The sequence below is a fragment of the Lishizhenia sp. genome, from assembly GCF_033720595.1.
Lineage (GTDB): Bacteria > Bacteroidota > Bacteroidia > Flavobacteriales_D > Crocinitomicaceae > Lishizhenia.
This window is the reverse complement of record NZ_JAWWCF010000084.1, coordinates 1-11,778: the sequence shown is the minus strand read 5'-3', so window position 1 is coordinate 11,778 and position 11,778 is coordinate 1. Positions and strand designations below refer to the sequence as shown.

At 37.1% G+C, this 11,778-nt stretch carries 12 protein-coding genes; 1 reads left to right on the top strand and 11 read right to left on the bottom strand.

Going from position 1 to position 11,778, the window contains the following annotated elements; all coding sequences use genetic code 11:
* Both R3333_RS07640 and R3333_RS07635 read right to left on the bottom strand, forming a co-directional pair.
* Window positions 1-505 (bottom strand): TrkA family potassium uptake protein (locus R3333_RS07640; RefSeq protein WP_318958197.1); only part of this gene is annotated, 505 nt, incomplete at its 3' end.
* 1 nt (window position 506) lies between these two features.
* The gene (locus R3333_RS07635; RefSeq protein WP_318958196.1) at window positions 507-2,279 is read right to left on the bottom strand and encodes a TrkH family potassium uptake protein; all 1,773 of its coding nucleotides are present in this window, start codon (window positions 2,277-2,279) and stop codon (window positions 507-509) included.
* A 214-nt stretch (window positions 2,280-2,493) separates the two neighbouring features.
* Between R3333_RS07635 and R3333_RS07630 the strand changes: the two genes are divergently transcribed.
* Window positions 2,494-3,171: a DUF4386 domain-containing protein gene (locus R3333_RS07630; RefSeq protein WP_318958195.1), complete on the top strand. Its 678-nt coding sequence runs from the start codon at window positions 2,494-2,496 to the stop codon at window positions 3,169-3,171.
* A 201-nt stretch (window positions 3,172-3,372) separates the two neighbouring features.
* Here R3333_RS07630 and R3333_RS07625 read toward each other — a convergent pair whose 3' ends face one another.
* The 9 genes from R3333_RS07625 to R3333_RS07585 form a co-directional block, all read right to left on the bottom strand.
* Window positions 3,373-3,789, bottom strand: a complete 417-nt coding sequence (locus R3333_RS07625; RefSeq protein ID WP_318958194.1) for a hypothetical protein — start codon at window positions 3,787-3,789, stop codon at window positions 3,373-3,375.
* Window positions 3,768-4,310, bottom strand: a complete 543-nt coding sequence (locus R3333_RS07620) for a hypothetical protein (RefSeq protein ID WP_318958193.1) — start codon at window positions 4,308-4,310, stop codon at window positions 3,768-3,770. Before R3333_RS07620 ends, R3333_RS07625 begins: the two co-directional genes overlap by 22 nt.
* A gap of 122 nt (window positions 4,311-4,432) precedes the next feature.
* Window positions 4,433-6,877 (bottom strand): thiamine pyrophosphate-dependent enzyme, encoded by a 2,445-nt coding sequence (locus R3333_RS07615; protein WP_318958192.1) that lies wholly within the window; start codon window positions 6,875-6,877, stop codon window positions 4,433-4,435.
* Between the two features lie 211 nt (window positions 6,878-7,088).
* Window positions 7,089-8,645 carry a PspC domain-containing protein gene (locus R3333_RS07610; protein ID WP_318958191.1) on the bottom strand — a complete coding sequence of 519 codons (1,557 nt, stop codon included), beginning with the start codon at window positions 8,643-8,645 and terminating at the stop codon, window positions 7,089-7,091.
* A complete protein-coding gene (locus R3333_RS07605) occupies window positions 8,642-8,971 on the bottom strand; it encodes a PadR family transcriptional regulator (RefSeq protein WP_318958190.1) in 330 nt (109 codons plus the stop codon). Before R3333_RS07605 ends, R3333_RS07610 begins: the two co-directional genes overlap by 4 nt.
* 126 nt (window positions 8,972-9,097) lie before the next feature.
* A complete protein-coding gene (locus tag R3333_RS07600) occupies window positions 9,098-9,562 on the bottom strand; it encodes a GyrI-like domain-containing protein (RefSeq protein WP_318958189.1) in 465 nt (154 codons plus the stop codon).
* A gap of 167 nt (window positions 9,563-9,729) precedes the next feature.
* A complete protein-coding gene (locus R3333_RS07595; protein ID WP_318958188.1) occupies window positions 9,730-10,518 on the bottom strand; it encodes a hypothetical protein in 789 nt (262 codons plus the stop codon).
* A gap of 5 nt (window positions 10,519-10,523) precedes the next feature.
* Window positions 10,524-11,057, bottom strand: a complete 534-nt coding sequence (locus R3333_RS07590; RefSeq protein WP_318958187.1) for a hypothetical protein — start codon at window positions 11,055-11,057, stop codon at window positions 10,524-10,526.
* A 463-nt stretch (window positions 11,058-11,520) separates the two neighbouring features.
* Window positions 11,521-11,778, bottom strand: a 258-nt coding sequence (locus tag R3333_RS07585; RefSeq protein WP_318958186.1) for a hypothetical protein, incomplete at its 5' end; no start/stop codon positions are given.

Genomic DNA, 11,778 nt, shown 5'->3' with positions numbered 1-11,778 from the left:
TTCTGCGCATATTGAGTTCACGTAGAGTTTTACCTACAAATTGTTCGGGTGCTTCCATTTCAACAATGCTATAATTGTCGTTCAACTGAAAGGAGTCTATAACATTTGATAGACAGAGTTTTTTAGACCATCGTTCTGCAGTTTCTTCTTCGGGATGAACAATTTCATGTACACCAATAGCTTTTAAAACTTTCTCGTGAAGATTATTAATAGCTCTACTGATTAAGCGTTTTACCTTGAGATTTTTCAATAGGGCAGTAACCATTATGTTGGCACCTTCATTTTCACCGATAGTTACAATAACAACATCCGTATCATCTAAGGGCAATCCAGAGACTGTAAGCTCATCGGTAGCATCCATACAAATGGTGTGGGTGATCTTTTCTTTTAAGGCATCCACTTTATCCATGCGTTTGTCAACGCCAATGACTTCATGACCTCTACTGGTTAATTTTTCTGCTAAACTTGAGCCAAAGCTTCCGAGTCCAAATACTATATATTTCATACTAATTAATGCTTATTTCTTCCATGGGGTAGCGATAGTTCTTGTGTTTGGTGCGTTTAAAAATTGCAATGAGTATGCTCAGCATACTTACACGTCCAACGAACATCAAAAGGATAATAACTACTTTACTTAAAGAAGATAGTTTCGTGGTGATTCCAACAGTTAATCCAACGGTACTAAAGGCTGAAAAACATTCAAAAGCTATTTCTTTGAGTGATAAATCTGGGTTGAATATACTTACCATTGTAATTCCAAAGCCTATCATAATGAGGGAAAGGGATATTACGGCAAAGGCTCTTTGAACCGTGCGCATTGAAATCTCACGTCTATAAATCTCTATTTTGCTTTTTCCTTTAGCGATAGATAAGAGATTTAAGGTTGCCACAGCAAGTGTTGTAGTTTTTATTCCACCTCCCGTTGATCCAGGAGAGGCTCCCACCCACATTAAAAACATAATTAGCATGAAGGTAGGGAAACGTATATCTCCAAAATCAAAGGTGTTAAAACCAGCAGTTCTAGGGGTTGTTGCCCCGAAGAGAGCTGTTACAAATTTACCGTACAAACTTTCATGTTCTGCCAAAGTATTATCAAATTCTAGTTCTAAAAACAGCAGTGTTCCGAAAAAGATTAAAAAGAAGGTCGTAATCAGAATTATTCTACTGTTAAGGTTGAGTACCCAAGGTTTATTATCTAATTGATTTTTGCGCCAAAAGAAAAGATTTCGAATAACAAACCTACGTGTGTAGTTGAAGATGTTAGAGAAAATAGGGAAACCTAGACCTCCTAATATAAATAGTCCAATAAGAATGATTTGAAAACCATAGTTGAATTTAAATTGAGGATCAGCTATTCCATCACTTAATATGGAAAATCCTGCATTACAAAAGGCTGAAATACTATGAAAAACAGCAAAAAATAATTGATCTCCAACGTGTATAAAGTCTTTTGCATTTAAATTAAAATAGATAAGAATTGCACCAATTAATTCTATACCAAAGGTGATGATAATTATACGCTTGAAAGTTGTGAAAACTTCAGAGAGGCGTTTAGCATTGGTGATTTCACTGAGTGTGAGTTGATTTTCATAGGAACTTTTCCCCTTAAAGAAAAAGCTGAAATAACTGGCAAATGTTAAGATTCCTAGACCGCCAACCTGTATCAATATCATAATTATTGTTTGGCCGAATTGAGTAAAAGCTGTGGCCGTATCTACAACGATTAAACCGGTTACGCAAACGGCACTAGTAGAGGTGAAAATTGCATCTAAAAAACTAATACCCTGTGAAGTGGCTAAGGGGAGTTTGAGTAATAAAGCTCCAATTAAGATGATAAAAAGAAAACTTAGAATGAAAAGCTGAGCAGGGTTTAATAGCGTGCGTTTATATTGAATACGTATTTCCGAAAACTCTCTGATAAACATGAGTAAAACGGCTATAGATAACCACGTGTCATGATGTAGAAAGTTGTAATCTAGCACACCTATAAGATGAACCAATTGGTTTACTATGATGATTAAAGTATAGAGCGTAGAAATAATATCAAAGAGGAAGACGGGTATTTTAGGTTTGTGCGCCATTCTCAAGAGTCGCAAAACAAACGCTATAACTCCAAAACTTAGCGTGACTTGGTAGAATACCACTAAGTTTATTTCTATGTCAAGTGATTTTTGAAAACCATAGTCAAACAATAGTGTAATACAGGCGATGATACTAAGTACAAAAGTAAAGTTGAAGTATGCCTGAAGTTTTACCGTATTGGCTATGAGTTTTTTCACGTGGTCTTTTTGTTAAATGTAAAGAAAGCTGATTTAAAAAAGAAGGGAATGGAAGGAAGTCTTTGAAATTCCTTTCGCAAAAGCTATTTCATTAAAGTTAGAACGAAAAAAGCCACTAAAACTATAGGGGGATATTGATACAAATGAATCTCTTAACTTAAGTCAATGCAAACTGAATCTTGTTACCAGAACTTTGTGAAAAAAATAGAATAAGATGGAGACAATGAAATTTGCAAGAACAGCGGGGAGCCTTTATTTCTTAATTGCATTAATAGGTGGATTTAGTATAATGTACGTAGGTGAAACATTGATGGTAAAAGGAGATGCCGCAGCTACCTTTCAGCATCTAATAGCGCATCAGACTTTATTTCAATTAGGTTTTTTGGGCGATTTACTCATTATCTTAATTGAAACATTATTGACGGTGATGCTCATGCGTTTGTTTTCGGAATACAATAAAACAGCGGTTAAGGTGGCTGGTTTGAGTAGAATAGCGATGGCCATTATAATGAGCGTGAACTTAATCTTTTATGTGGTGCCTTATATAATGCTGCATGCAGGTTTAAGTATGGAGCAGGAGGATCTTGAAAATTGGAGTTATTTGTTTTTAGAAATTCATGGTATGGGTGTGTTTGCTTGGCAATTGTTTTTTGCGGTGCACATGGTTGCCTTGTCTTTCTTAATCTGTAAGTCCAAAATTGCTAAGTGGATGCAAGGCTTTGTGTTTTTAGGAGGAATAGGATATTTTACGGATTGTTTGTACCATTTCTTTCTGTCAGAAAATCAAGTGTGGAGTATTGTTAACGGAATTTTATTAGGATGCGCTGTAATTGGAGAATTAGGTTTTGCAGTACACCTAATTGTGAAAGGAAATAGCAAAATCATTAAATAGCTCGAATACGCCGGAGGTAAGGAAGTGTAGGTAGGGAGAAGATGTTAGCTCTGTTAGCGGTAGCAGCGACACCCCGTAGACTTTTAGTACCATGAAACTTAATATTTGGGGGCGACTATAGAAGCCCCCTTAATTTTTTTAGTTGAATGTATGAAAAGGGGAGGAGTAGAGCGGATGACGCGCCCGAACAGCCAAATTAAATTACTGATATTGATTCACTGACGGTGGTTCTTTACCTTTTTGTACGCCAACACTTGCGCCCTTTAACCAGTTCGTTATCATGGTTAATAAGACAATAATGACGAGTATAATCAAAGGTGTAAATGGGGACCAGAGATCTTTTTTAAATGATGATGCGAGGATGTAAATATGAATTCCTGATATACCGAAATAGTAGAACCAGATTTGCTTTTTCCTATTTTTTAGTTTTCTCTCTTGCGCTGCAATGAATTGTTTAATCTTTTGATGATTTTTACTTTGTCGCTTTAGTTTACGACGTTGAAGCTTTATGTTTTGGTGAGTTCTCGCATAAAAGTTTGTATATATTACAAAGACAATGAACTGTAAGATTCCAAAAATAAAATGGTAGCGTACAATTAGTTCTTCTGGACCGCGCATGTTGCTTGTGTGTTTTGATTACGCCATTGTATCCAATATTCTTGGAGTCCTTCTGGTGTTGTAGTTAAGGGACTAATATCTAATTGATCACCGGGTAAAAGTGCTTTCTGTAATTGTTTTTTACGTGCTGTGAGGGCAGGGGTATGGTTCCATCCTCCGCAGTGGTCGAAACTGGTTTTTGCTGCACAAGAATCACTTACTTTTTGGAAGGGAATGGTGAGTTTGTAGGTTACATGACCACTACCCATACCTTCAGTCGACATATTTATAGATTTTAGATTTACCTGCACATAATTTTGTTCCCTGTAAAGCTTTTTGAGTTGATCACCTACTTTGGCCGACATAGTATTTGAAAATTGATGCGCTATATCATCTCCTTTAATGAATTCTGGTCCTTGGTAATAGCCGTAACAGCTGTCGTTATTGCAATCTACTTGCTCAGTGAATTCACGATGCTCCCGTTGAGAAGCAAAAGAAAAAAATATTCCCAAAAATACTATGGCACCCCAAATCCATTTCATATTCCAGTGAAAATACAAAAATCCCCCGTACCGGTTGACCCGCGTATAGCCCCAACACCCCAAAACCAAAAAAAAACGCACCCCGTAGGATGCGTTTTAAATTATTTATGTGTTTCTCTTGTTTAGAACAAAGCAGGGAAATCTGTTGGATTTGCTTCGTGCATCATGCCGTAAGCTGTTTCAAAGATATCGTCTACGTTTGGTTTAGAGAAGTAATCTCCATCTGTAGAGTAAGCCGGACGGTGATCCTTAGCACTCAAAGTAACCGGTTGCGAATCCAAGTGGTAGTAACCTCCTTGTTTTACCAAAATTTGATCTAAGATAAATGCTGTTGCTCCAGAGCTAACATCTTCGTCTACGATCATCAAACGGTTTGTTTTCTTCAACGATTCAACAATCATGTGGTTCACGTCAAACGGTAACAAAGTTTGAACGTCTATTAATTCTACATTCATTCCTGTTTCTGCCATTAACTTTTCAGCTTGCGCACATAAGTTAAAGGTAGAACCGTAAGAAACAATGGTTAAATCAGTTCCTTCTTTTACGATTTCAGGAATACCCAACGGAATTTTGTACTCACCTAAGTTACTTGGTTTTTGCTCCTTGGTTCTGTATCCATTTAATGGCTCAATTACTAATGCTGGCTCATCTGCTTCCATTAGCAAGTTGTACATACCTGCGGCTTGTACCATGTTTCTTGGAACACAAACGTGCATACCTCTAATGGCATTGATGATCATTCCCATAGGAGAACCTGAGTGCCAGATTCCTTCTAAACGGTGACCACGTGTACGTATGATTAATGGTGCTTTTTGTCCACCAGCCGTTCTGTATTGTACCGTTGCTAAGTCATCAGACATAATCTGGATAGCGTACAACAAGTAATCCAAGTATTGAATTTCAGCGATAGGACGTAAACCTCTCATGGCCATTCCAATTCCTTGTCCAAGGATGGTAGCCTCCCTAATTCCAGTATCAGAAACTCTTAATTCACCGAATTTCTCTTGCATACCTTCCATAGACTGGTTTACACCACCAATTTTACCTGTATCCTCACCAAAAGTTAATGCTTCTGGATATTTTTCAAAGATTTTCTCAAAGTTATCTCTCAATACAATTCTACCATCTACCATTTCTTCACCTTCGTAAGTCGGTGCAACTGGAGTGATGTTAGCTATGCTGTATTTAGAAGAAGAGTAAAGTGCAGAGCTGTAACGTTGTGCATTGTTGTTCAACTGAGTATTTAACCAGTTTACTAAAGCAGTTTTCGCTGTGTTTTCTTCACCTCTTACTTTACGAATAACGCTTCTTACCACGTTTAATACATCCTTACGAATAGGTTCGAATGCATTTTCCAAAGCTTCAATCTCCTTGTTGATGAATGCTTTGTTTGGAGAAGCATCAGCAACGTTCTTCATCAATTGAACGGCAGTAGAAAGGTCTGCTAATAAATCTGTAGTGAAGGCTTTCCACGCAGCATTTTTCGCATTTCTAACTTCTTTTTTTGCTTCTTTTTCTATGGCTTCTAATTCCTCAACAGTTGCAATAGCAGCATCTTCACCAAGGCTAGTAGAAGTAATCCATTGTTTAAATTTCTCTATACAGTCGAAATCTTTCTCCCACTGTAATCTTTCTTCAGACTTGTAACGCTCGTGAGATCCAGAAGTAGAGTGACCTTGCGGTTGGTTTACTTCTTTAACGTGAACCAAAACAGGAATCTGCTCTTCACGTGCTAATTTTACAGCTTTCTCATAAGTAATACAAAGGTCTGCGTAATCCCATCCTTTTGTAACGAAGATTTCGAATCCTTTTTTGTCTTCTGTTCTTTGGAATCCAGCCAAGGCTTCAGAAATAGAGCTTTTCGTTGTTTGGTGATCTCTAGATACAGAAATACCGTATCCATCATCCCATACATTCATTACCATAGGTACTTGTAAAACTCCTGCAGCATTCATTGTTTCCCAGAAAGGACCTTCTGATGTTGAGGCATCTCCAATCGTACCAAAAGCAACTTCGTTTCCACCGTTGGTGAATTTCTTAAAGTCTTCTAATTCCTTTAATGAAGGATGATTTCTATACACTTTAGACGCTTGTGCTAAACCTAATAGACGAGGCATTTGTCCGGCAGTAGGAGAGATGTCAGCAGAAGAGTTCTTCTGTTCCATCAAGTTTTTCCATTCACCGTTTTCGTCTATGTTTCGCGTAGCAAAGTGTCCACCCATTTGACGACCTCCTGATGCAGGTTCGTGTGCTACATCTGTGTGTGCGTAAAGGGCAGCAAAATATTGTTGTACATTTAATTGATCTATGGCCATCATCAGAGTTTGATCTCTGTAGTAACCGCTTCTAAAGTCTCCGTTTTGGAATTGCTTTGCTAGAGCGATTTGTGCCAATTCTTTCCCATCTCCAAAAATACCGAACTTCGCTTTACCGGTAAGAACTTCTCGTCTTCCCAATAAAGAAGTTTCTCTTGATATGCAAGCCAATCTGTAATCGTTAATGATTTCGTTTTTGTATGCTTGTAAATCTGTATTTGCGGTCTCGAGAGTCTCAGTGTTTTTTGTCATAGATGTATTTTTAAGCCTTGCAAAGATAATAAAAAAAGCCCGCAATTCGTAGTGTCTGAATTACAGGCTTTTGTCTGTTTTTGGTTAGAAAACTCAATTGTTCATTGAGGTGCGTTAGAAGTTGCTGATTTTCAAGTTTAACTTAGGAATACACTACTGAAAAATGATGCTAAATCTACCGCTGTTGTTTGCTGCTAAAACATTTTATTCATTAAAAAGTGATATTTACTTCATGTTTACCGTTGTGATCATCGCTGTGCACATGAATACCTCTTTCGTAATGACGTCTGTAATTGTAGTCATCATCTTCGCCATTATAGCTTCTGGTTGAATGATGTTCCCCGTTGATGTAGGTTTCTACAACGACGTTTTTAGGTTTGTAAATATCTATTTCTGCTTCTTGATTTCTAATCTTATCTTCTGCAGGGAATTTGTAATCCAAGTCCACATAAAGTTTGTTACCCTCCATGTAAACATTGTGCTTGATGTGCTCTAAATTTTCGTAAGCTTGAACTGATGTAGCCCCGTTGGCTTTCAAGCTGTGGTAAATACGCGTCATACTGTCTTCGCTGGTACGGTAATCCATATCTTCAAAGCGCAAGAGGATATTTTCGTCTTCTAAACGCAACACTTCATCGCGTTCTGTTCTGTAAATAGCACTAGAGTTTACAGGTCTGTCACTAAAATAATGTACCTCTAAAGTGTCTGTAATTATTGCACCTACTTCTACTTTGTCCTCCGCAGAAGCTTCGAATTGTAAAGCCGTGTTAATACCAATGGCAAAGCTTGAAATGAAGGTGATGATAAAAAGTACGAATAGAGATACGCTTAAGTATTTGATACTTTTGGCTTTTGTATTCCAGATCAGTTTAACTCCAACTAATGCTAAGAGGATGATAAGACTGAATTTAGCAATGTAAACACAGGTCCAAGCAAGAGTATTCATAAAGCCGTTCTCAAAAAAAAGTTTAGAGAGTTCAAACAACGACAATATTTCACCTTCTTCGTTACTTCCTACTATACCTAACCCGCCAATAGTTAATGTGGTAAAGGCAATTAATGAGAAGAGCGCTGCAATAATAAAAAATACACCTATGATTTTTACCAATGCTTTAGCCAAGCTTTTAAAACCATCGGAAGTTTCGTTTCTTACCTTATGTGAAAACTCTTTGGATTTTCTTGTAATCGTTTCTCCAGCTTTGTTTACTTCCTTGGATATGTTCTCTACGGTAACGGCGACACCTTTCATTTTGAGTCTGTCATTGGTACTCTTAGCCGCCGGCAAAACAGCCCAAAGAATGATGTAGATAAGGATACCAGAACCACCCAATAGCACGAAAATAACTAGTAGTGCACGTACCAAATGAGCATCTAAATTGAAGTAATGACCCAACCCTTCACAAACACCACCGATGTAACCGTTTTCTGGATCTCTGTACAATCCGCTTTTAACGTAAACGGTGTTGGTTTTTGTAGATGATTGTTGACCGGAAGTTTCGTCTTCTTCCTCATCTGGGGCGTAGGCTGTTGCTTCTCCCATTACTGTGATAACGTGGTCTACGTCTTGGCTAGTTACAGGACCACCATTGGCTCTTTCTGTAAAGATTTCTGCAATACGTAATTCAACATCTTCGATGACCATTTCTGCTTCATCGCTGTTTTTAAATTGCGCACGAATATTATCTAAATACGCCCTTAGCTTTTCATATCCTTCTTCTTCTACGTAGAAAATGAGTCCGCTTAAATTGATAGATATCGTCTTGTTCATGATTTCTGAGTAATAATGTTTACAGCTGTGCTTAGTTCGTTCCAGGTAGCATTTAATTCAGCTAAGAAATTTTCACCTGCTGTGGTGAGTGAATAATATTTACGAGGTGGACCACTCGTTGATTCTTCCCATCTGTAGGTGAGTAAGTCAGCTTTGAGTAGTCGCGTAAGTAGGGGGTAAAGTGTTCCTTCTACAACGATCATTTTGGCGGCCTTCAGTTGATCTATTATCTCTGAAGGATAGGCTTCTTTGACGTTTAATATAGAGAGAATACAATACTCCAATATCCCTTTACGCATTTGAGCTTTTGTATTTTCTAATTTCATAATTTAATTCTTATAGTACTAATACATAACAAAGATATATTTTTTAAAAGGTACTTTGCAATGCAAGGTACTATAAATCTTTTATCTTAATACATGAATGGTGTATTATGTGTTTAAGCGGTAATTTTACTTGGGTTTGATTGGGATAAAAATATCTTCTGCAATTTGAGAGGGATCTTTCTGTGGTACAAAAACGTCAAAATGAGGTCTTTGATCGAGCTGGTAATCAGAGGAAGGAAGCCATTTTTGAAAAATGTCTTGATAGACTTTAGGATTTCCAAAGCCGTATGGGTTATTGAATTTTGCATAAAGTCCACCAGAAAGTGTTATGCCATCCAATTTACAAGAGCCAAGTTGAGGTGTATTTTCCAATGCAACCCATTTGATAAAATTAGTTGTAGGGGAAAAGTTTTGAAAATAGGAAGACGGATAAATTTTGATATCGTAGATGAAAGAAGCATTTTGTTCAACTTTACTTCTTAATTGCATGAGTTGTTGGAAAAGTTTTGGTGTAGTGTTTTCACTTAAACTCATTTCTTGCTTATATCCTACAAATGACTTTGGCGAGAGGTTCACGATTTTTACTTCCATAGCGTGAAAATAAGAAGAAATCTGCCCTGGATAGCAACGGCAGCGCCCTAGCTTTGAATTTTAGTAAACACTCCTAAAAAAGCACGACCATAGAAGTGTTGTTTTTAGGGGAATGTGCACTTAAATGAAATGCTCGGGACTACAGTGAATAGCCAGAAATGGTAGCCTTATTCACTTTCATAATATTCATAGGAAAACACTCTTATTTCTCCTTCAATTCCATTAAAAATTTCTGCGCGTAAGGTAACATTGCCGTATGCATCTACCTCATAAAAGTATTCATCCTTGTAATTATCTCTTTCTCTACTTTTTAACCTTCCAGATGGATAATAGCTCAATAACGTAGTTTCTTTTTTAAGGAGATCTGTTTCTTGTACAGGTTTATTATTTTGATAAATTATCTCCTCCTTTTCCGTTAGAACACCGTTTAAACTGTAGGTTGTAGATATACAAGATTCTAAACTATCTCCTGCGTAGGTATAGGTGTTTTCTTTTAATAAAATGGGAGGGTTATTGTTAAAGGACTGGGTTTTTGTGAGTAAATTTCCATGCTTATCGTAATTGAAAAACTTTACAGAAGTAAGTGTGGTGTCTGGTAAGTCATAAAATTCTTGACGTATATTTTGATCTAAACTATCGTAATAATAGTGAATGAAAGAATTTGGAGCTCCATTGCCCCATGTGTAATATTCTCTTTCTTTTCTATTTAAAGCGTCATAGGTATACTCAAAGCTCTGTTGCACTTCACCAAATAAGGAGTCATTATAGAGGGTATTGGAAACATACCTGCCTGTACTGTCATAAAAACTTGTACGGGGAGCAGCGATCATATCAATTATTTTCAGTTTTCCATTTTTATAGGTACCGATATAGGTGTTGTAATGACTGTATTTTACTTGTTGACCCAAGCAAAGGGTGAACGGAAAAAGGAGATAGATGAAGAATAGATTTTTCATATGGGTTATGTTAATTTATTTTTCTTACAAAAAGCTTTATACCTTGCATTTAAGGCGGGCGTGAAGTTATCGCGTTGCATTTCTACGGTATGTTGTATTTCGCCCAAAAGTTCGGGGTAATTAGGTATGAATTTTTGTAGGTTTTCCAAGGCATGCACTTTAACGGCTACTTTAACTTCTGGTGCTGCTAAATCTTGAAAGAGTTTGTCTAAAAATTCTCCTTGTTTGTAGGCGATAATTGGGCAAAAGGTGAGTGCTTTAAGTACGCTTCGCTGCAGTCCTGGATTTTCATGTTCTAAATACAAGTCCAAGAGTTCTTTTTGAATAAGGTGTATGGGGTATTTTTTGGCCTCGGCAACTTTACTGAGGTACCAAGTGCTGTATTCTGGATAAGGATAATCTGTTCTTTGGGCAATGTTTACTACAGCTTTTAAGAAGTCCGGTTGTTGAGCTAGACCTATGGTTTCTTTAACGTGACGATACTTTTTAAAGTCCTGAACAAATGTTTCAATTTCCTCTGGTGAATATGAACTGCGCATCCTACAAATTTAATGAAAGGAAGATATTATTATTACCCTTCTTAAATTCTTTCTTCACTTTTCACTTGAGTGTTTTTAGTATCGGTACGTAATGAAATTAACATATTTGTTCCGACTAATAAACCTGTACATATACCGATGAAACTGGATTTATTAGCTTCCCAGGAGAGGTCTTGATAATCTACCATAAACAGGAGGTTCAACGCTACGAGGAGGTAGGAAATGCAACAAACGAAGATTTTGATTCTTTGGAGGTCCATATGGCGAGTTTATTTTTAGTGAAATAAAAATAATAAAAAATGGATTCACCGAGGAACAAATTAATGGTCAAGTACTAAAGTGTCATTTTGGATATTTAATTGGGAGCGAAGGAGCTAGGATAGCACTGATTTAAATTTTTCTTTTATCCAATAGCTCCAAACTTCTCGGGAGGATAAGTATCATAGTCAGAATAATTACAGCTTCAAAAAGCCGTTTCATAGATACCTACAGATCGATAGTTGCTCATTTCCAGTTTTACCCATCCATAGCTCAACACGCCATTTGTGTTTTTTCTTAGCAGGAGGTATTTTTTTCCTTTATCCTTCCAATATCCTTTACGGATGTAGGTAAAAAAGCTAGAGTTTAAAGGGTAACCATTGGCGTACTCCCCAAAGTATCCCTGTGTTTCCCAATCAATAAGGGTAGCGGCAGCATCTATGTTACTTCCTTGATTATAATC

Excerpts from the sequence above, each read along its gene's own strand:
- R3333_RS07605 (WP_318958190.1), bottom strand. The coding sequence starts at position 8,971 with ATGAAATTAGAAAATACAAAAGCTCAAATGCGTAAAGGGATATTGGAG.
- R3333_RS07625 (WP_318958194.1), bottom strand. The coding sequence starts at position 3,789 with ATGCGCGGTCCAGAAGAACTAATTGTACGCTACCATTTTATTTTTGGA.
- R3333_RS07620 (WP_318958193.1), bottom strand. The coding sequence starts at position 4,310 with ATGAAATGGATTTGGGGTGCCATAGTATTTTTGGGAATATTTTTTTCT.
- R3333_RS07600 (WP_318958189.1), bottom strand. The coding sequence starts at position 9,562 with ATGGAAGTAAAAATCGTGAACCTCTCGCCAAAGTCATTTGTAGGATAT.
- R3333_RS07595 (WP_318958188.1), bottom strand. The coding sequence starts at position 10,518 with ATGAAAAATCTATTCTTCATCTATCTCCTTTTTCCGTTCACCCTTTGC.
- R3333_RS07590 (WP_318958187.1), bottom strand. The coding sequence starts at position 11,057 with ATGCGCAGTTCATATTCACCAGAGGAAATTGAAACATTTGTTCAGGAC.
- R3333_RS07615 (WP_318958192.1), bottom strand. The coding sequence starts at position 6,877 with ATGACAAAAAACACTGAGACTCTCGAGACCGCAAATACAGATTTACAA.
- R3333_RS07630 (WP_318958195.1), top strand. The coding sequence starts at position 2,494 with ATGGAGACAATGAAATTTGCAAGAACAGCGGGGAGCCTTTATTTCTTA.
- R3333_RS07610 (WP_318958191.1), bottom strand. The coding sequence starts at position 8,645 with ATGAACAAGACGATATCTATCAATTTAAGCGGACTCATTTTCTACGTA.